Origin of the sequence: Paenibacillus bovis (assembly GCF_001421015.2) — a bacterium.
GTDB lineage: Bacteria > Bacillota > Bacilli > Paenibacillales > Paenibacillaceae > Saccharibacillus > Saccharibacillus bovis.
Genome location: NZ_CP013023.1, coordinates 4,566,189 through 4,586,706 on the forward strand (window position 1 = coordinate 4,566,189; position 20,518 = coordinate 4,586,706).

Sequence of the window (20,518 nt, forward strand, 5' to 3'; positions counted from 1 at the left end):
CACTGCTTGTATATGCGCATTTATGCGTACTCCTGCACTACGCCAAACAGACCCTTTTTAATATACCGGAGTATACAAAAAGGGTCTGTCTTTGTTTATTTATGATAAATCATTTATTATTGGCCGTTCATCTGGCGCTGCGTCGTCTGTGCGATATTAAAGGTATGATGCGCCAATCCATCGCTAAGTCCGCGCCAGCTGGCTAGCAGTACAGAACACTGCATATGCTCAAACACGGTACTCAGGATCATCGTGCCGGCGACAATAATGTCCGCTCGATCTGCAGCCAGATCAAACTGATGAATACGTTCCTCCAGATTCAGTCCTGCCAGTGCATCTGCATAAAAGTGGATCGTATCCGCCTCAATCGGAAAAGGATCACCAGCGGGTTTGAGCTGATGTCTACGCTCCCTTTCCATGCGGGCCAATGCCCGAATACCGCCGCCCAGGCCGATCAGCGGCAGGCCGGCATGAACCGCTGTCCATGGGTAGTCCTGCAGCTGACTGCTGATCTTGTCGGCAAGCCGTTCTCTGGATTGTTCATTCCACGTATCCCTGCCACCATTTTGCATTGTCATATTTACTGCTCCGCAGGGCAGTGATGTACTATGCAGCAATTCTTCGTGTTTGAAATAGGAAATCTCTGTACTGCCGCCTCCGATATCCACGATAAATCCTTCATGAATATGGGCAGGCAGCGAACGGGTCACGCCGAGAAACCCATAATAGGCTTCTTCTTCTCCGGATAACACCTGTACAGCGATCCCTGTCTCCTGCTCCCAGCAGGCAATAATATCTTCCATATTGGTTGATTGACGGACAGCTGCCGTAGCAACCGCCCGGATCTGGGCAGCTCTATTGGCTCTGCAAATATCCTGGAATTTGTGCAGAATCGGAATAACTGTCCAGATATCCTGTTCACTCATATTGCCGTGTTCATCTCTGCGTACACCAAGACGTACCGTTTCCTTGGCTTTGTGTACCATCCGGCTGGTACGATCACTGCCCGCTTCATAGATAATCAGACGGATCGAGTTCGAACCAATATCAATGACTCCGAGCCGGTTACGATTATCGCTCATTGTGTCCTCGCCATGCACGCATCCCTGGTTATAATCATCGTCATTAACGAGTACCTCCTTCGGTAAAGTCATTATTCACGTTTACGGGTTGGTTATGATTTTAACAGGAACAGTCCATGATTTCCACAACCAATGCAGCCGACCTGCAGATTGTCTCCGATAGACAGACAAAAGCCGCTCTGTTCAGAGCGGCTCTGTCATGATCAGCCGGTTGGTTCAATATCAAACTGAGGATCGCCGCTTTTGATAACCACTTTCATCGTATCCTGTTTGGTATCGACGAAAATGTAGCGATCTGTATCTATATCCTTGGCCTGCCAATCCTTGAGCCGGATAATAAAGCCGATATTCGTTTCATCCGGAGCAATCATAATATTCGCGATTGCGCGGCCATTCTCTACCCGTTCAAAATCTACCTGACGGTGACCCAGTACAGATCCCCATACCCATAGATTCCAGCCGCGATAATCCTGGTTAGGACGTTCGTATTCCACTTCAATACTGCGCGGTACATAAGGCATAACCTCTACAAACCACTGGGCAGTCGCTTTGCCGGAAGTGACTGTAATCTTGGTCTTGCCCGGATGAATGCCGCGAATCACGCCGTCTTTGTTAACACGAGCCACACGCTTGTCACTGGAATTCCAGGTCAGCTTTGGACGGGCAATCGGACGGCCGTACTGATCAAGCACATCTGCTTTGAGGCGCATTCTTTTGCCAATGTATACCTGGTGTTCCCCCTGCAAATTCACCATATGCGGCACCAATGTCTCTACATGCAGCAGCAGACAGCTCTCTACGTTTCCGCACGATACACAGATCGTACTGGAACCTTCGCTTAGTGCTTTCATTTGACCGTCAGAGCGTACAGAGACTACTTTGTCATTGGAAGACTGGTAGCGTACACGCTCAGCCGTGTAGATCCGGCCTCGCTGATCACGCGGCACGACTCTCAGATGCAATTTTTCGCCGGGCTCCATAATGCTCGGCGTATATTCCCATTCCAGACTCGCCGGAATCGGCTTGTACTGATCTTCTTCATCAAACAGTACCATCATCGATAATGGAGCGACTACTACTTCGCCACCGAGCACCGAAGCCAGTGGACGTACGCCTGCAGCATGGTCATTGACGACTACCTGCCATTGGCGACTGAACTGCGGCAGTGTAACCGCTTGTTCTGTTGTAGCCGAATTGTAGATCACGATAATATGACGCCATTTATCCCCATGGGCATACTCGCCCAGCTGGAAAGCTACGATCTGATGATCGCTGCGCAGTACACGCAGATGCTTCTCTACTTCCTTGCGGTCAATCATACGGAAAGCCGGATGGCTCATCCGCAGCTGGATCAGTCCCTGATAATAATCGAATACCTGACGGAAACGTTGCTTGTTGCTCCAGCGAATCGCATTAATCGCATCCGGGCTGCGGTAGCTGTTATGATCACCGAACTTGCTGCGCAGCAACTCATCGCCTGCATGGATAAAAGGAATTCCTTGGCTCGTCAGCACAATACCATTGGCAAGGATTGAGCGGCGTACCCATTCCTGATCCAGCACATGATCGGGATTGATATATTTATAAGGATCTGCCTGCTGCACAGCTTCAGCTACATCACGCCCATCCGGCAGTCGGCCGTTGTCCATATGCAGGAAAGACAGTTCTTTTTCCGCTCCGCTCACACGTACAATTTTGTCCCACAGATTCAGATTGTCATGTGCGGTTACGTAGTTGATACTCTCGCTTGGATGATCGGTAAAGTCACCGATCGAGCCGTAGATTCCTTTGACCAGATCGCCTTCCTTGCCGAATTCACCGGTCGCGAATCCGCGGGTCTCGTCATCACTGCCACCTTTGATCGCACTGCGGAAGTTATCATTGAATAAAGCAAATCCCTTGCCACGCTGTGCACCCTTGAGCGTCTGCTGCGGCAGCGGCGACCAGCCGCCTGTCCACGGCTCACCATAGATCAGGATGCATGGATCAATATCACGACGCAGCTCCTGGGTCAGCTGGGTAACAGTCTCGGTATCAATCAGTCCCATCAGGTCAAAGCGGAACCCGTCCAGATGGTATTCGTTTGCCCAGTACCGAAGCGAATCCTTGATATATTTGCGCACCATCGGACGCTCGGTCGCAATCTCGTTGCCCACTCCGGAGCCATTGGTCAGCTGTCCGCGCTCATCCGTCCGGTAGAAATAACCCGGAATCAGGCGATCGAATGGACCATCATCCACGGAAAACGTATGATTGTACACGACATCCAGCACTACGCGCATGCCTTCGCCATGAAGAGCCTGCACTACTTTTTTGAATTCACGGATACGGGATGTTGGGTCCCATGGATCAGTCGAATAGGCGCCTTCCGGAACATTATAATGCTGCGGATCATAACCCCAGTTATATTTGACCTGATCAGAATCGGGGTCGTCCACAGTCAGTTCATTCACTGTCTGGAAATCGGCTATCGGCAGCAGATGCACATGCGTGATACCCAGCTCGCGCAGATGGTCAATACCGATACTATTGCCGTATTCATCGCACAATCCGGTTTCGGTAAAAGCAAGAAACTTGCCTTTGTGCTGTATCGATGCTTCGGGATCAATCGAAAAGTCTCTTACATGAAGCTCATAAATAACCGCATCGGTCAGACTCGCCATCGGCGGACGAATATCGTTTTCCCAACCTTCGGGATCGGTTTTGCGCAGATCTACAATAGCCGTACGCTGACCATTCGGCGAGACCGCACGAGCATAAGGATCCACTGCGTATTCCACGCTGCCATCCTGGAATTCTGCCCGGTACATATAATATTTGCCGGCCAGATTGCCTTCGTGCTCCAGTACCCATACGCCGCCTTCTTCCTGCTCCATCGGAATCTCCAGGCCTCCGGTATGATTATGAACCAGACCTTCATGATCGTATTCTCCCGGCTCATCATACAAGGCTACATCCACACGTACCGCATCCGGTGTCCATACTTTGAAGATGCTGTGCTGCGGTGTATATTGAATGCCCAGATCATCTATATCATAAAAATAGTCAGTCGCAATATTCATATTACGTGTCAGCGAGTGATTCATTTTATCTAGCATATTATTCACCACCATTTACATAGACTTTTATTATTCGTTATTTATTTACAGGATTTATTTATTCACGAGCATTATTTTTTCACAGGGAAACTATCCATTTCCTTCTCTATCGGTTTATTAACCCATACAGCAAAGTTATTCATCTATTTTATTCATCGGAAATTTTGTCGAATTTTTGAAGGTTTTGTAAAACTTTAGTCCTATGTTCTAGTGATTGTATCCGATAAACAACAGGAAATTATTTTGGTGCAATCGTTAGCACAAAAGAATAAAGCTGTTTTTCATTTTTATAATTTTAGCGAAGCAATAGCTTATAATTTGAATTATTATTACCGCAAATCACCTTATTTGAATAAAAAATTACAATTTTGATTTTCCGTCGTTAATATAAGAAGCAGCCGCAAAATAATTCCGCAGCTGCTTATCTATTTCTTATTGTTCTGTCAAAATAACAGGCCCTTCGGCCGTAATCGCAATAGTATGCTCATACTGGGCAGACAATGTGCCATCCGCTGTCCGCGCTGTCCATCCGTCCTGATCTACAGTCATGCGGTAAGTGCCCTCGTTGATCATAGGCTCAATAGTAAATACCATGCCTTCTTTGAGACGTGGTCCTTTGCCGGCCTGTCCGATATGTGCAAAGCTGGGCTGTTCATGCAGATTCCGTCCGATTCCATGACCAAGCAAATCACGCACTACGCCATAACCATAACTCTCGGCATGCTGCTGAATAACAGAAGTGACGTCTCCCAGACGATTGCCTGCCACAGCCTGCTCGATTCCCATATACAGACATTCTTTGGTAACCCGCATCAGCTGCTCAGCAGCCGGAGATACTTGTCCTACCGCGTAACACCATGCAGAATCACCAAGCCATCCGCCATACTCGGCCACAATATCGATCTTGAGTACATCACCTTCCTGCAGAGGCTGACGGCTCGGAAATCCATGGGCGATCACATCATTGACCGATGCACAGGTCTCATACTGAAAACCATTGTACCCATTCGTAAACTGCTGTCCGCCCAGCTTTTTGATATGTTTTTTCACAAAATCATTAATTTCCATCGTTGTTATACCTGGTGCAATCATACGGGCCAGATGACGATGGCAGTCTGCTACGATCTGACTGGCTGTTTTCATTTCTTCTATTTCTTTGGCTGATTTCAATATAATCATGGATGTAGGCTTCCTTTCGCTAATAACAGTACCATTCTGGAATCAATCGAATCCGTATCATGGTTCCATTTTATAATTTACAAAATTTGGAATTTAATTGTTATGACAACTATATAAGGATACAGCAAGTAGAAAGGTCTTCATAACTTATAGAAAGTATAAGTATTATACGTTACAGTAATCTCCAGGCGCTATGCACATAGATACAAAGATGATCCGATAACTGCCACTATTTATTATATAGTAAACCTAACGTGCGGTTTGAGCAACTGATCGTGGTGCCTACTCGTGAAACCTGATGTACCAAAGAACGTATAACGATTATCCTATTTGAAAAGGAGCAATACTCATGCGTACTTTACTTCATATTGGCAAATGGATTGTGTTTACTCCTCTGGTCATACTGGCAGGAATGCTGAATCTGGATGATTATGTACTGTTTTTCAAAGATATGATGCGCAGCAAACCACAGAATGAAGGCCAGGCAATATACAATCAGATCGAGAACGTTCGCAGCCAGTAGAAAGAAAACAGCACAAAGAAAATATTGGCTTAGACACCTGCAGACCGTAATGCGTTTTATCCGTTATTGGCTCTACCACCTGTCTCACGAAAAAGCCTGTTTGACGATTAGCTCCTGTTACATACAAAACCGCCTGCTCCTTTTTGGATACAGGCGGTTTTGCTGTTCTTTGTTATTTGCTAATGAATATCTAGGCGTCCAGCCGCTTGCCCAGAATAGTCAGATGGCGCTCTACTCCATCCAGAATTGCTACACGCGGCAGATGACCCCAATCTTCGAAACCGAACTTGCGCAGCAGACTCAGACTCGGATCATTATGGGCAAATACGAATCCAAGCAGCGTATGTATATGCAGCGCCGGAGCCTGCTCAATCGCATAGCTGACCAGCTTGCTGCCAATACCTTTTCCCTGAAAATCATTATGCACATAAACGCTCAATTCTACAGTTCCATTATAAGCAGGACGCCCGTAAAAGGTCTGCAGACTCGCCCAGCCGGCAATCTGCCCATCCTGCCATAGTGCCCAGAGTGGACGGCGTTCCGGTACATGTTCATCAAACCAGGCCTGACGGCTCTCCACCGTAACCGGCTCTGTATCAGCCGTTGCCAGACGTGCTGGAATAGAAGCATTGTAGATTTCCACGATCGGCTGCAGATCCTCCTGCCGGGCAATCTTGATTTCATAGGACACAGCATTGTTCAAGGGTATCACTCCTGCAATTTATTTCTATCTAAGATACCACCTGAATACCGATCCGTCTATTCCCTCCTGCTGGAGCCTTATTTAGCGAATAAATGTATTTTTGACACGTACCGAGCGGTTAAAATACATATTCCAGGCCAGTGTCAGCACTGCGCCCCAGATCATCGAAGCGACCATGCCCGATGTAGGCGGCACTACGAAAAAGGCGATAACGGCAAACGCCAGACTGAGAATCAGATACATTTTGGCCAGCCTTGGGAACGATTTTTTGCGCGTGTACAGCAGTACCATCATCAGTACCAGCAGTACAAACTGGATAATCGCTACAATCAGCTCATACACCGACAGCGCCTGTAGATTATCCCCGTACAGCGATAGCACGGAGCGTACTTCTTCCGGAAGCGCATCTTCATTGGCCGCCAGGAATAATACCGCTATGTAAGTAGGAATCGAGACCAATGCAATAAACAGACTCCAATACATATAGATCTGGAACACGGTCAGCCAGCCGCCGAGACCTACCAGCGGAGGACGCGGACCCGGTGGCTGGGGTGCACCATAGGGCGGACGCTCACGCTCTTGATCATTCGGATTAGGTGGATAATTATTATTCATTTTTTGTACCTTCTTTTCTCTGAAAATTAGCATCAGTCCATGACGCCGCAGCAACATTCCTATTCAGTCTACCACAGGTTCCGGGAGAATCACATTTTAACTCTCCCTCCGATCCGGTGAGGATAGCCTGATTTGCCTTTGCGTTCATCAGGTAGCTATATCGTAAATGTCAGAGTATGCATCAGTTATCGATTCAGCTCGGCCTGTTTACAATCCAACCTGCTTTTCACTCCAAGTCCATAGCCGCTCGGCCTGCTGCTGATCTTTTGCTTTTGCGTGCAGCCGATGCAGCTGCTTGCGGTAATAATAAGCACCCGATTTCCCTTCTACCGATGCATCGTCCGCGAGAAAGATCGCCGTCTCTGCTCCCTGCTCCGGTGTCTGGAAAAAAGGCATATGCGCGACTGAAGCGAGAATTCGTTTACCAAATCCTGTTTCCCGGTCTACACCGATGCTGGTAGCTACTGCACCAGGATGCAGACTGTTAACAGTTACTGAAGTTCCTTCCAGCCGCTGGGCGAGTATACGGGTAAAGTAAATATTGGCCAATTTGGATTGTGCATAGGCTTTGACCACGTTATAGCCGCTGCGAAGATTAGGATCATCCCAATGGATTTTACCCAGTTTGTAGGCACCGGAACTGACGACAACAATACGTCCTGCCTTGGCTTGCTGCAGGCTGTCCAGCAGCAGATGGGTTAGCAGGAAATGCCCCAGATGATTCACCCCGATACTCATCTCAAAACCGTCGGATGTCTCTTTGCGCTTCAGGTTAACCACGCCCGCATTGTTGAGCAGCACATCCAGATAATCATAACGTTTGCCAAACTCCTCCGCAAAATGGCGAATGGTCTCCAGCGATCCCAGATCGCATTTCATAAGAGTAATTTTATCCGATCCGCTCTCCTGACGTGCCTGCTCCAGTGCTTTCTGGCCGCGTTCTTCATTGCGGCAGCCCATAATCACTTCATGTCCACGCCGGGCCAATTCGATCGTTGATGCCAGCCCCATGCCAGAATTGGCGCCTGTAATGAATATCCGCTTTGCGTTCATCGTATTCCTCCTGTCGGGTTTATTCTTTTAAATAAACGCAGGAGCGCTTTTTCACACATATGCAGGAGATCGTACTGAATAGACGGTTAGATCCATCTTTCTGATCTGCAGGATGTTCTGAGTGCTGTATATCTTGTTGCAGAGATAACAATCCATACAGCAAAAAAGCACAGTACAGCAAAAAGATAACCTGCTCAACGAGTGGCAGGCAGCAGACAGGCTTGGCTGTTCCGGGATAGATGTATTACGATCCCGGTTACATAGTGCAAGCTGCTGAACCTCTTTTTGCGTAATGTGCTTGTGCATAATTAGACCTACAATTGAAATGCGAATCTGTCACAGTAACAGATTATGATGATATCCATGTCTGGATCATAGTTTCGGTGCTGTACAGGCTATATGTATGGTTGACCGTTAATCCTGAACCTGTAATTCATCATCTGCAGTCAACTATACAAGGAATGAATCTGATATCAATACCTGTTGACCGCTCGATTAATCCTGTGCGTGTTCAGCGTAAGCTTTGGCATCCATCAGTTTGGATAACGCGCTTTCCAAATCACCGTTTACTTTCAATTCGATCATCCATCCGCGTCCATAAGGATCGGAATTGACCAGCTCGGGCTCCGTTTCCAGATCAGTATTGAACGTAACGACCGTACCTGCCAGTGGACAGAACAGCTCTGATGCCGTTTTGACAGATTCCACTGTTCCTACTTCTTCGTCAGCAGCTACTTCGCGACCTACTTTTGGCAGTTCCACAAATACGATATCTCCCAGTTGATGCTGAGCAAAATCAGTAATGCCAATACGTACCGTGTCTTCATTGATACGTTCTACCCATTCGTGCTCTTCACTGTACAACAATTGGTCTTTGATCTCACTCATTGTCTCATTCCTCCGGTTCATGTCATGATTTGGTTCCTGATGCCACAAGCGTATAGTAAGGAAGATTGCGCTGTCAAGAGTCTTGACATCACTCTATGAATCAAGTATTAATATAATATACATACATTTTTAACACTTTTATTACTCAATGTTCGGAAATACATAACATCATATGTGAGCGGATGAACGTACAGGGAGAGACTGCCACCAGCATCAGGGCAGCGCCGAAGGAGTAAGCCGTTATGGTGAATCTCTCAGGCAAAAGGACCTGTACTGGACGCGGCTCTGGAGAGAATCCGAAGGTTATGAGTAGTTATAATCATAATGCCTGAACGGATCACCAAAGGGGAAACTTATGTCGGTTCTGTGCTGTTACGAGGAGTATAGCATACCGTAATGGATTATGCTGTATGATCATAACGCATCGGGTGAATAAGGTAACTCTCAGGTACCAAGGACAGGGAGGAAAGGAAAATGCGGGCAATGCCTGTTTATTTCCTGACCCTCCCTGTTTTTTTGTTTTTATCAAATAAACCATGAGGTGAATCATTCATGACTACAGAGCTCAAGCGTACACCGCTATACCCGTTATATGCTGCATCCGGTTCTCCACGTTGTATTGATTTTGGCGGCTGGGAACTGCCTGTCCAGTTTAGAGGTATTCAAAAAGAGCATGAAGCCGTTCGCGAACAAGCAGGACTGTTCGATGTTTCCCACATGGGTGAAGTGATGATCAGCGGCAACGGATCACTGGCTTATCTGCAAAATATGCTTACCAATGATGTATCCCGGCTGCAGGATGGACAGGCCCAGTACACATTGATGTGCTATCCGACCGGAGGAGTTGTGGACGACCTGCTGGTCTATCGATTGGAAGAAGAGCATTATATGCTGGTCATTAATGCTTCCAATATTGATAAGGATATAGAGTGGCTACAGGAGCATTTGCCGGAAAGTGTAACGCTGCAAAACATCTCCGAACAGACAGCCCTGATCGCTTTGCAGGGACCGCTGGCTGCCAATATTCTGGCCAAAGCAACCGGCAGTAAAGAGTACAGTGAACTTCCCGGATTTTCTTTCGTAGCGAATGCAGAGCTGTTTGGCGTCAAAGTGATCCTGTCCCGTACCGGTTATACCGGCGAAGACGGTTACGAGATTTATGCTCCTGCCGATCAAGCAGGTGAAATCTGGACCGGACTACTCGCCGCAGGAGAACCCGACGGACTCGTGCCATGCGGACTCGGTGCGCGGGATACACTGCGATTTGAAGCCAAGCTGCCTCTGTATGGACAGGAATTGTCTGCAGATATTACCCCACTGGAAGCGGGTCTTGGTTTCTTTGTAAAGCTGGACAAAGGCGACTTTATCGGACGCGATGTGCTGGTTAAACAAAAAGAACAGGGCACTCCCCGCAAGCTGGTCGGTGTCGAATTAATCGATCGCGGTATTCCGCGCTCCCATTATCCGGTATTTCTTGAAGGCCGCCAGATTGGCGAAGTGACTACCGGTACACAGTCTCCCACTCTCAAGCGTAATCTGGGACTGGCTTTGATCGAGGCTGAACATGCCGTTATAGGTACAGCCATCGAAATAGAGATTCGCGGTAAATTGCTCAAAGCCGAAGTAGTCAAAGCTCCCTTTTACAAAAGAAAGCCGGTAACTGTCTGATCGTTTGCTGTGGCATTCCTATGAGTACGACAAAGGTGGGCTGTATGATCCATTGATCATCTGCTGTCATTATTTTTCCTTATATCCATCTACATCTTTATTTCTATTCATAACATACATCTCATAACATATATCTGGTTGCATAACAGCACGTCGTTTCTACCATTACCCGGCAGCCTGATCTGCCAAAAGGAGTATATATAATGAAAAAGCATCGCTATATTCCGATGACGCCGCAAAATGAAGCGGATATGCTGGCTGTTGTCGGCGCGTCATCCATAGAGGATCTGTTCAAGGATATTCCGGCCGCTGTCCGTTATCAGGGTACGCTGCCTATGTCGGAGATGCTGGACGAATATGCGCTCACCCGTCATATGGGACAACTGGCTGGCCGCAATGCAGATACCGATCGTTATACGAGCTTTCTCGGAGCAGGCATTTATGATCATCATGTCCCATCGGTCATCAATCATGTAATCTCCCGTTCTGAATTCTATACAGCGTATACTCCATATCAACCGGAGATCAGCCAGGGCGAGCTGCAGGCGATTTTTGAATTCCAGTCCTATATCTGTGAACTGACTGGAATGGCTGTAGCCAATGCGAGTATGTATGATGGAGCAACTGCTCTGGCCGAAGCCGCTTCACTGGCAGCTTCCGCAACCCGCCGCACCAAGATTGTCGCTTTCTCCACGATTCATCCGGAAGCGCGCGCTGTTGTACGCAGTTATGCACGCGGTCTGAATCTGGAAGTGGTTGAAGTTGCCTATGGTGACGGAGTAACAGATATCAGCGCACTCGCCGAAGTACTTGACGATCAGACAGCAGCTGTACTGGTACAATCGCCGAACTTCTTTGGTGGTATTGAAGGTATTCGCGCTGCTGCCGATCTGGCTCATGAGCGCGGCGCCCTGCTCGTCGTCAGTACCAATCCAATTTCACTCGGACTGCTCGAAGCACCGGGCAAGCTCGGAGCCGATATCGTAGTCGGTGATGCACAACCGCTCGGTATATCCATGTCTCTCGGCGGCCCTACCTGTGGATTTTTCGCGGTGTCACAAGCACAGATGCGCCGTATGCCTGGACGAATCGTCGGCCAGACCAAAGACAGTGATGGCAAGCGCGGCTTTGTACTGACGCTGCAGACCCGTGAACAGCATATACGCCGTGATAAAGCGACTTCCAATATTTGTTCCAATCAGGCGCTGCTCGCCCTGTCCGCCTCTGTCTATATGTCGATTATGGGTAAACAGGGAATGATCGATGTGGCAGATTTGAATATTCAAAAAGCCCACTATGCTGCACAGAAACTGTCTGCTGTAGCCGGGCTGAAGCTGACATTCCAGTCTCCTTTTTTCAATGAATTCGTGATTACTCTGCCAGAAGGCACCTCTGCTGCCGAGCTGAATCTGAAGCTGCTGGAGCAGGGCGTTATCGGTGGATATGATCTGGGTCTATCCTATCCGGAATTATCCGGTCACATGCTGTTTGCCGTAACGGAAAAGCGTACCAAATCCGAGATTGATCAATTGGCTACCCAACTGGAGGCATCCCTATGACAAACGAAATGATAACGACAACCAATACAGATACTCCTTCCACAGCTACAGCATCCAATGAATTAATTGGTGCAGTAATCAAGGAAAAAGCACTGATCTTCGAACTTAGCCAGCCTGGCCGGGTCGGCTACTCTTTGCCGGAATGTGATGTACCTCGCGTGGAAGCCAGTTCGGTAATTCCTCAGGACATGCTGCGCAGTGAAGCAGCTGCCCTGCCGGAAGTATACGAAGTCGATGTTATCCGTCACTATACCGAGCTATCCCGCCTGAACTTTGGTGTGGATAACGGATTCTACCCGCTCGGTTCCTGTACAATGAAATACAATCCAAAAATCAATGAAGATGTAGCCCGTTATGCCGGATTCGCCAAAATCCATCCGTATCAGCCTGAGACCAGTATTCAGGGAGCACTGGAAATGCTGCATACCCTGCAAAACGATCTGGCTGTTCTGACCGGTATGGATGCCGTGACCCTACAGCCTGCTGCCGGAGCACACGGAGAATGGACCGGTCTGATGATGATTCGTGCCTATCACGAAAAACGCGGTGAACATCGAACCAAAGTCATCGTGCCTGATTCTTCGCACGGTACGAACCCGGCCAGTGCGACTGTCGCCGGATTCCAGACCATTACTATTCCTTCGAATGAAAAAGGTCTGGTCGATCTGGAAGCTCTGCGTACAGCCGTTGGACCGGATACAGCAGCGCTGATGCTGACGAATCCGAATACACTGGGACTGTTCGAAGAACAGATTACCGAGATTGCCCAAGTTGTGCACGAAGCCGGCGGCCTGCTCTACTACGATGGTGCCAACTCCAATGCGATCATGGGCATCACTCGTCCGGGCGATATGGGCTTTGATGTGGTCCATCTGAATTTGCATAAGACGATGAGTACGCCTCACGGTGGTGGTGGTCCGGGAGCCGGTCCTGTTGGTGTGAAAAGCAGACTGCTGCCTTTCCTGCCAGAGCCGGTCGTCGAGAAGCTCGAAGATGGCAGCTACACACTGCGCTCCGGTTCACCGGATTCTATTGGTCGTGTCAAAGCGTACTATGGCAACTTTGGTATTCTGGTACGCGCCTATACGTATATCCGTACCTACGGTCCGGAAGGTCTGCGCCGGGTATCCGAATGTGCAGTGCTGAACGCCAACTACATGATGCATCGCCTCAAAGATCATTACATTATGCCGTATGACAATGTATGCAAACACGAATTCGTGATGTCCGGCAAAGGGCTAAAACAGTACGGCGTACGCACACTCGATGTTGCCAAACGATTACTTGATTTTGGCTATCATCCGCCTACCGTCTACTTCCCGCTCAATGTGGAAGAATGCATCATGATCGAACCGACCGAGACCGAAAGCAAAGAAACGCTGGATGCCTTTATCGATACAATGATCCAGATAGCAAATGAAGCCAAAGAAACACCGGAATTAGTAATTAATGCGCCATACACGACGGTGGTCAAACGTCTGGATGAAGCAACTGCAGCCCGCAAGCCGGTACTCAACTGCGCTTGCAGTTAATTCGCGAAGACTTCAGGATGCGTTATTATAAGGGCAGCTTCACTATGTCCGAGATGGTGTTTATTAGAAAAGATAATATTGGTTCTATGAGATAATGATTATTATAAAAGGTAATAATCATATAAGAGATCACGTTGATGGTAAAGAAGGATATTCAGCGCAACAGGTCACGATTATTATAAAAGATAATATTTATCGTATGAGATCATGTTGATGATATAAGCTAATGTTGATCCTAAAAGACAATATTCAGTGTAAAAGATATCCATATCCTTTTATATGATTACTATGATCCATAAAAAATATGAAGGAGCTTATCACGATGATAAGCTCCTTCATATTTTATGTTCTTTACCGACTTTACCACATCATTTCCTTGATGTATTTTCTTACGGTATCTGCTCGTCTAGTCATACTGATTCCTTAATTCATCATATCCTGTCTATCGATACTGGAAATCACCATAAAAGCTTTCTTGTAAACCGCTGCACTAAATACATAGAGTTCATCAGCAACTACGTATCATTGTGCATCGAACGGCTATTTGCTTCTGCCCACAAGAAAGCTATCAAGCAGTTGAAAGATCTTTTTTTTGAAGCTATACTCAAAACAATTCCATACGTACTCTACATAGGAATTGTAACTGGAGCATAAGCTCAGATCGATAAATTCCATTTTATCCCGCACAGGAGGACAATCATGATTTACAGAAATGCTACTATCGAGGATATCCCTGCTATCGCAGAACTACAGCAAAAGTACCATGTCACCACCATCAGTGAAGAAGACAAACCACACGGCTTTGTCACCACGCTCTTTACAGATGAACAATTCCAGGAATTGATTGAAAAAGAAAATGGCATCACTATCGCCTGTGACCAGGATAAAGTCGTTGCTTACGTCATGGCAGCTTCCTGGGAATACTGGTCCAAATGGCCTCTTTTCCAACATATGATCGGCGATCTGCAGCACACCGAGTACAAAGGAACGGTGCTATCTACCGAAAACAGCTACCAATACGGACCGATCTGTATCGATACCGAATACCGTGGCACAGAAGTACTTAAAAATATTTTTGAATTCTCCAAAACACAAATGAGCCAAAGATACCCGATCCTGATCACTTTTATCAATCATATCAACCCAAGATCCTACGCTGCACACACCCAAAAGCTTGGCCTCGATGTGATCAAAAGCTTCGAGTTCAACAATAACAACTACTACGAACTGGGCTGCCACACATCGAATTGATTCCATATCCAGGCAATTCGATTTCTGCAAACCGACTTAGATGAGATGCGACTATATCATAAAATAAGCTAGACTTCCTGTTCCAGGTTATCTATCCCGACTATTTTCGCTAAATACCCTTACTATTTTACGAAAAGAGGATTCATATGAGCCGATTTGGATTGTTTGGCAAGTTCACGGTACAGGAAAATCAGCGCGATACCATGGTCAATATCCTGCTTGACGCTGCAGAATCCATGAAAAATCTGCAAGAATGCGAAATCTACATGGTCAGCATCGCCGAAAACGAACCGGACTGCGTGTACGTCTATGAAGTATGGAGCAGCGAGCAAGCCCATCAGGCATCCCTTCAACTGGAAGTCACCCAGACTCTAATCCAAAAAGCCAAACCCATTATCACCGGCATGGAAAGAATCAGCACCCTCCACCCCCTCGGCGGGAAAGGGCTCCCTTCTACTTTATAAGTATCATTTATTGTTCAATATAAGTAGCTATCTATTATTCAATTGAATGCGAAATGATTAGTAAATGCCCTCCTACCATACCACTCGTTTCTTTTTCACAAGATTTTTTCCAATACACTGTCCCTCAGACGCACTTAGCGAAAGGAAAGGAATCATTCCAAAGGCCAACATTTAAGAATGGATATTTACCGCGACAGCGGTGATTCAAAAATATCCATTCTTAACCGGATCTTAACCGGAGGTCGCCGGAATAATCCTTTCCCGCAGCGAAGTCCCTCTTAGCTCTTATCCATCTTCACACCAAAAAAAGAAAAAAAGCTGATTTCCCGAATCATTTCAGGAAATCAGCTTAATGGGATTGTTGGAAAAAAGAATAGCTATACCAAAAACGGTATCCAGCAATTACGCCTGAATAGCGTTAACCAGTTCGACAACCTGCTCTGCTGTCTGCATATCGAGTGCTTTGGTAGCCAGCTCTTGCATTTCAGCTTTGGACAGTTTGGCGATTTGACTGCGTGCAGGCAGAATAGAGCTTGCACTCATACTGAACTCATCGAGTCCCAGACCGAGCAACAATGGAATCGCTGTAGCATCCCCTGCCATCTCGCCACACATTCCAGCCCATTTGCCTTCTTTGTGCGCTGCATCGATAACCATTTTAACCAGACGCAGAATGGACGGGTTATATGGTTGATACAGATAAGATACACGTTCGTTCATACGGTCAGCTGCCATGGTGTACTGGATCAGATCGTTAGTACCGATACTGAAGAAGTCTACTTCTTTGGCAAACTGATCAGCCAGAACAGCTGTGGAAGGAATCTCAACCATGATGCCGAGTTGGATGTTGTCCGATACGGATACACCTTCAGCAACCAGTTTTTCTTTCTCTTCCATCAGAACCGCTTTTGCTTCACGGAATTCGCCCAGTGTAGCGATCATTGGGAACATCACGCGCAGTTCACCATATACGCTTGCACGAAGCAGCGCACGCAGTTGAGTGCGGAAAATGTCCTGACGATCCAGACACAGACGGATAGCACGGAAACCAAGGAACGGATTCATTTCTTTTGGCAGAACCAGGTAAGGCAGTTCTTTGTCGCCACCGATATCCAGTGTACGAACAACTACAGGCTTGCCTGCCATTTTTTCGAGTACTGTTTTATAAGCGTTGAATTGAACATCCTCGGATGGCAACTCGTCACGACCCATATACAGGAACTCGGTACGATACAGACCTACTGCTTCGCCGCCGTTATCAAGAACGCCAGCTACATCGTTTGGTGTACCAATGTTGGCAGCCAGTTCGACGTGAACGCCGTCTTTGGATACCGTTGCTTCGTCGCGCAGTTTGCGCCACTCTGCTACTTGAGCTTCATAAGCCTCACGTTTTGCACGGTATTCTGCCAGTGTAGCTTCATCCGGATTTACAATAACGTTACCTTCGAGACCATCGACGATAACCATGTCACCGTTTTGTACAACGTCCATAACTTCCTTCGTTCCTACTACTGCCGGAATCTCCAGGGAGCGTGCCATAATCGCAGAGTGGGAAGTACGTCCGCCAATGTTGGTTGTGAAGCCTTTTACATAATTGCGGTCCAGCTGAGCTGTATCGGAAGGCGTCAGGTCTTCAGCAATGATGACCACTTCTTCACGAATTTCAGCAGGGCTTTGGAAATTAACGCCCATCAGATGGTTGATCACACGCTTCGTTACGTCGCGCATGTCCGCAGCACGTTCCTGAAGATAAGCACTCTTCATGTTCTCAAACATGGTTACGAACTGGGAAGCCACTTCGTTCAGTGCATATTCAGCATTGATCATATCGGAAGAGATTTTGTCTTTTACCGGATCGATCAATTCAGGATCATTCAGAATGAGCAGGTGAGATTCGAAAATCTCTGCCTTTTTTGCTCCCATTTCTTGCAGCGTGCGCTCTTTGATCGCCTCAAGTTCCACTTTGGATTGCGCCAGAGCAGACTCAAGTTTAGCCAGTTCCGCATCGGTATCACTTACTGAGCGTTTGGTGATTTCATACTCAGGATGTTCCAGACGGAATGCTTTGGCAATGGCGATGCCCGAAGACGCCGCAATTCCCAAAATATTAGCCATTGATTTCGCCTAGCCCTTCGTTAACCATTACGTCAGTCAGAGCTTGCAGAGCCGCTTCTTCTTCTGCACCAGTAGTGGACAGAACGATAGTATCACCTTGCTCCAGACCCAGAGACAGAACACCCAGGATAGATTTCAGGGTTACTTTTTTACCTTTAGCTTCAGCGAAAGATTCAGTAGAAGCAAATTTGTTAGCAGCTGTTACCAGTGCAGTTGCTGGGCGTGCGTGGATACCATCTTCATCAACGATTTTAAATGTTTTTTCCATTATAAAGTCACTCGCTTTCTGTTAGTAGTAGTATAGATGTGAATATCAAGCCATCCACTCTATTGTACAGCATTATAAACCATGATGCACGTTCTGGAAGAAAAAATTTCGACTTTTTTCAGCAATTACTAGCAATTTGCGGCAAAATTTAGGCAAATTCATTTCTTTACCAAACAAATGCTCGTTTTCACCAAAAGATGCTTTCATTTTATAATGATAGCAAACTATAGGCGAAGTTCCGAAGAACCGCCTATAGTTTGCTGTGAAACACATCCTGCATGCATACACTTAGTATTACTTAGACATAAATCCATGCGGTTAAGCAGCTTACCAAGCCTTACCCAACTGATTTGCCAAATTAATCTGTATTTTCTGGATGCCTGACTATTCAGTTGAAGGTTGATCACTCTGCTTACTTGATGGTGATAATGTCGCCTTCTCCGCCTTTAACCGTTCCGGATTTTTTCAGCGTTACCGCTGCACCTTCCGGCAGGTTGGAGAAGATTACTGGTGTAATGATAGATGGAGCGTTTGCTTTTACATATTCCAGATCTACTTCAAGGATTGGCTGACCCGCCATAACATCGTCGCCTTCAGCAACCAGTACAGTGAAGCCCTGGCCTTTCAGCTTAACGGTGTTCACACCAACGTGTACGAGAATTTCTTTGCCTGTCTCGGACATAATGCCAATCGCATGCTTGCTCGGGAATACATTGAATACTTTACCGTTTACCGGAGAAGCGATCGTTCCGCTCGAAGGCAGAATCGCGAATCCGTCACCGGTCATTTTTTGCGAGAATACCGGATCCGGTACTTCACTGATATTCAGCAGTTCACCACTGGCCGGAGCAACAATCACTTCGTCGGTCATCAGGCTAACCTGATTCTCGGCTGTGCCTTTGGCTGGCTCATTGTCTACACTTGGAGGTGTAGCACGTGGTGTACGTCCTGCGATAATGTCCTGCATTTGGGACTTGATGGTATCGGAACGTGTACCGAAGATCGCCTGGATATTGTTACCCACTTCCAGTACGCCGGAAGCGCCCAGGGATTTCAGACGGTCTTTGTTAACATTTTTTGGTTCTTTAACCTGAATACGCAGACGAGTGATACAAGCGTCCAGACTGGAGATGTTTTCCTGGCCGCCAAACGCGTCCAGAATCTTGCCAGGCAGTTCGTCCTGTGTTGCGCTGCCACCAGAGCTGTTCTCCTCGGAAGCAACAGTGTCTTCGCGACCTGGTGTCTTGAGGTTGAACTTGCGAATAGCAAAACGGAAACCAAAGTAGTACACAACCGCCAGAATCAGACCGACGATGATAACGTCCCACCAAGGGGTACGGTTCGGAATAACACCGAACAGGATAAAGTCAATCAGACCACCTGAGAAAGTCATACCGATCTTAACGCCCAGAATCTGCATTGTCATGAAAGACAGACCTGCGAAGATTGCGTGAATACCGAACAGGATTGGAGCAACGAACAGGAATGAGAATTCCAGCGGCTCTGTAATACCTGTCAGGAAAGAAGTCAGTGCTGCAGAAGCCATGATACCTGCAACGTATTTTTTGTGCTGTGGCTTGGATTCATGATAGATAGCCAGTGCTGCCGCAGGCAGACCGAACATCATGAATGGGAATTTACCAACCATGAATGTACCCGCTGTGAACGGTACGCCGTCACGCAGCTGAGCCATAAAGATCTTCTGGTCACCACGTACCAGTTCGCCCGCTTTATTGACATATTCACCAAATTCAAACCAGAACGGTGAGTAGAAGATATGATGCAGTCCGAAAGGAATCAGTGAACGCTCGATTACCCCGAAGATAAATGCGGACAGTGTAGGGTTCGCATCAACCATGTTGTGGGAAACGTTATTCAGCAGAGACTGAATCGGAGGCCATACCACGATCATAATCAGACCGAGGATCAGGGAGGTTACAGCAGTCATAATTGGAACGAAACGTTTACCTGCAAAGAAGCCCAGGTAAGACGGCAGTTCGATCTTGAAGAAACGCTTGTACATCGATGCTGCCAGGATACCGACGATAATACCGCCGAATACACCAGTTTGCAGTGTAGGAATACCCAGTACGGAAGCCAGAGCAAAGTTGCCTGTACCTACATCCGCAGCTTTGATACCCATTGCTGTACCCATAGTTACGTTCATGATCAGATAACCGATAATTGCTGCCAGACCGGCAACGCCTTCTCCTCCTGCGAGACCGACGGCAACCCCGACGGCAAATAACAAGGATAGGTTATCAAATACGATTTGCCCGGAGTTCATCATTACTTCAGCAGTAATTTGAACCCACTTGGCATTGAGTGCAGGAATATACTGCAAAAAGTCCGGGTTAACCAACAGGTTACCGATACCCAGCAGCAGACCTGCAGCTGGCAGGATCGCAACCGGAAGCATCAGTGCTCTACCAACTTTTTGCAAAACGCCAAACAGACGTCTAAACAATACAGCCACTTCCCCTCTTGAATATAATGTATGATTTTGAGTTGCAGTGCAGG

Annotated in this window: 16 protein-coding genes and 1 riboswitch; of the genes, 6 read left to right on the top strand and 10 right to left on the bottom strand. The window is 47.2% G+C overall.

The window, feature by feature from the left end; translation table 11 throughout:
- Window positions 1–116 precede the first annotated feature (116 nt).
- The 3 genes from AR543_RS19515 to map form a co-directional block, all read right to left on the bottom strand.
- Window positions 117–1,154, bottom strand: coding sequence for a Ppx/GppA phosphatase family protein (locus AR543_RS19515; protein ID WP_082472287.1), 1,038 nt, complete (start codon window positions 1,152–1,154; stop codon window positions 117–119).
- 131 nt (window positions 1,155–1,285) lie between these two features.
- The gene (pulA, locus tag AR543_RS19520; protein WP_060536059.1) at window positions 1,286–4,180 is read right to left on the bottom strand and encodes a type I pullulanase; all 2,895 of its coding nucleotides are present in this window, start codon (window positions 4,178–4,180) and stop codon (window positions 1,286–1,288) included.
- Between the two features lie 432 nt (window positions 4,181–4,612).
- Entirely contained in the window at window positions 4,613–5,359 is a 747-nt protein-coding gene (gene map, locus AR543_RS19525; RefSeq protein ID WP_060536060.1) for a type I methionyl aminopeptidase, read from the bottom strand.
- 349 nt (window positions 5,360–5,708) lie between these two features.
- Here map and AR543_RS24385 point away from each other — a divergent pair, with 349 nt between their 5' ends.
- Window positions 5,709–5,882, top strand: a complete 174-nt coding sequence (locus tag AR543_RS24385) for a hypothetical protein (protein ID WP_158523994.1) — start codon at window positions 5,709–5,711, stop codon at window positions 5,880–5,882.
- Window positions 5,883–6,072: 190 nt separating this feature from the next.
- Here AR543_RS24385 and AR543_RS19530 read toward each other — a convergent pair whose 3' ends face one another.
- From AR543_RS19530 to gcvH, 4 genes are all read right to left on the bottom strand, one after another.
- Window positions 6,073–6,585, bottom strand: coding sequence for a GNAT family N-acetyltransferase (locus AR543_RS19530; protein ID WP_060536061.1), 513 nt, complete (start codon window positions 6,583–6,585; stop codon window positions 6,073–6,075).
- 81 nt (window positions 6,586–6,666) lie between these two features.
- Entirely contained in the window at window positions 6,667–7,200 is a 534-nt protein-coding gene (locus tag AR543_RS19535) for a DUF2569 family protein (protein WP_060536062.1), read from the bottom strand.
- A 207-nt stretch (window positions 7,201–7,407) separates the two neighbouring features.
- Complete coding sequence (locus AR543_RS19540; protein WP_060536063.1) at window positions 7,408–8,253, bottom strand: SDR family oxidoreductase; 846 nt, start codon at window positions 8,251–8,253, stop codon at window positions 7,408–7,410.
- Between the two features lie 495 nt (window positions 8,254–8,748).
- On the bottom strand, window positions 8,749–9,141 hold the full coding sequence (gcvH, locus tag AR543_RS19545; protein WP_060536064.1) for a glycine cleavage system protein GcvH: 393 nt from the start codon (window positions 9,139–9,141) through the stop codon (window positions 8,749–8,751).
- A 182-nt stretch (window positions 9,142–9,323) separates the two neighbouring features.
- Window positions 9,324–9,421, top strand: a riboswitch (glycine riboswitch).
- A gap of 272 nt (window positions 9,422–9,693) precedes the next feature.
- On the opposite strand from gcvH, the gene gcvT reads away from it, so the two are divergent.
- The 5 genes from gcvT (at window position 9,694) to AR543_RS19570 (ending at window position 15,615) form a co-directional block, all read left to right on the top strand.
- The gene (gene gcvT / locus AR543_RS19550; RefSeq protein WP_060536065.1) at window positions 9,694–10,809 is read left to right on the top strand and encodes a glycine cleavage system aminomethyltransferase GcvT; all 1,116 of its coding nucleotides are present in this window, start codon (window positions 9,694–9,696) and stop codon (window positions 10,807–10,809) included.
- Between the two features lie 203 nt (window positions 10,810–11,012).
- Window positions 11,013–12,368, top strand: coding sequence for an aminomethyl-transferring glycine dehydrogenase subunit GcvPA (gene gcvPA, locus AR543_RS19555; RefSeq protein ID WP_060536066.1), 1,356 nt, complete (start codon window positions 11,013–11,015; stop codon window positions 12,366–12,368).
- Window positions 12,365–13,900, top strand: a complete 1,536-nt coding sequence (gene gcvPB / locus AR543_RS19560; RefSeq protein WP_227871784.1) for an aminomethyl-transferring glycine dehydrogenase subunit GcvPB — start codon at window positions 12,365–12,367, stop codon at window positions 13,898–13,900. The genes gcvPA and gcvPB overlap by 4 nt, the downstream gene beginning before the upstream one ends.
- A 699-nt stretch (window positions 13,901–14,599) precedes the next feature.
- The gene (locus tag AR543_RS19565) at window positions 14,600–15,151 is read left to right on the top strand and encodes a GNAT family N-acetyltransferase (RefSeq protein ID WP_060536067.1); all 552 of its coding nucleotides are present in this window, start codon (window positions 14,600–14,602) and stop codon (window positions 15,149–15,151) included.
- Window positions 15,152–15,297: 146 nt separating this feature from the next.
- The gene (locus tag AR543_RS19570) at window positions 15,298–15,615 is read left to right on the top strand and encodes a putative quinol monooxygenase (protein ID WP_060536068.1); all 318 of its coding nucleotides are present in this window, start codon (window positions 15,298–15,300) and stop codon (window positions 15,613–15,615) included.
- 402 nt (window positions 15,616–16,017) lie between these two features.
- On the opposite strand, the gene ptsP is transcribed toward AR543_RS19570, so the two are convergent.
- The 3 genes from ptsP to ptsG form a co-directional block, all read right to left on the bottom strand.
- On the bottom strand, window positions 16,018–17,730 hold the full coding sequence (gene ptsP / locus AR543_RS19575; RefSeq protein WP_060536069.1) for a phosphoenolpyruvate--protein phosphotransferase: 1,713 nt from the start codon (window positions 17,728–17,730) through the stop codon (window positions 16,018–16,020).
- A complete protein-coding gene (locus AR543_RS19580) occupies window positions 17,723–17,998 on the bottom strand; it encodes an HPr family phosphocarrier protein (RefSeq protein ID WP_017813500.1) in 276 nt (91 codons plus the stop codon). The genes ptsP and AR543_RS19580 overlap by 8 nt, the downstream gene beginning before the upstream one ends.
- Before the next feature lie 412 nt (window positions 17,999–18,410).
- On the bottom strand, window positions 18,411–20,465 hold the full coding sequence (ptsG, locus tag AR543_RS19585) for a glucose-specific PTS transporter subunit IIBC (protein WP_060536070.1): 2,055 nt from the start codon (window positions 20,463–20,465) through the stop codon (window positions 18,411–18,413).
- Between the last annotated feature and the right edge of the window lie 53 nt (window positions 20,466–20,518).

Coding starts and splice junctions, on each gene's coding strand:
- gcvT (WP_060536065.1), top strand. CDS start 9,694: ATGACTACAGAGCTCAAGCGTACACCGCTATACCCGTTATATGCTGCA.
- AR543_RS19570 (WP_060536068.1), top strand. CDS start 15,298: ATGAGCCGATTTGGATTGTTTGGCAAGTTCACGGTACAGGAAAATCAG.
- AR543_RS19580 (WP_017813500.1), bottom strand. CDS start 17,998: ATGGAAAAAACATTTAAAATCGTTGATGAAGATGGTATCCACGCACGC.
- AR543_RS19540 (WP_060536063.1), bottom strand. CDS start 8,253: ATGAACGCAAAGCGGATATTCATTACAGGCGCCAATTCTGGCATGGGG.
- map (WP_060536060.1), bottom strand. CDS start 5,359: ATGATTATATTGAAATCAGCCAAAGAAATAGAAGAAATGAAAACAGCC.
- gcvH (WP_060536064.1), bottom strand. CDS start 9,141: ATGAGTGAGATCAAAGACCAATTGTTGTACAGTGAAGAGCACGAATGG.
- pulA (WP_060536059.1), bottom strand. CDS start 4,180: ATGCTAGATAAAATGAATCACTCGCTGACACGTAATATGAATATTGCG.
- gcvPB (WP_227871784.1), top strand. CDS start 12,365: ATGACAAACGAAATGATAACGACAACCAATACAGATACTCCTTCCACA.
- AR543_RS19515 (WP_082472287.1), bottom strand. CDS start 1,154: ATGACTTTACCGAAGGAGGTACTCGTTAATGACGATGATTATAACCAG.
- gcvPA (WP_060536066.1), top strand. CDS start 11,013: ATGAAAAAGCATCGCTATATTCCGATGACGCCGCAAAATGAAGCGGAT.
- AR543_RS19565 (WP_060536067.1), top strand. CDS start 14,600: ATGATTTACAGAAATGCTACTATCGAGGATATCCCTGCTATCGCAGAA.
- AR543_RS19535 (WP_060536062.1), bottom strand. CDS start 7,200: ATGAATAATAATTATCCACCTAATCCGAATGATCAAGAGCGTGAGCGT.
- ptsP (WP_060536069.1), bottom strand. CDS start 17,730: ATGGCTAATATTTTGGGAATTGCGGCGTCTTCGGGCATCGCCATTGCC.
- AR543_RS24385 (WP_158523994.1), top strand. CDS start 5,709: ATGCGTACTTTACTTCATATTGGCAAATGGATTGTGTTTACTCCTCTG.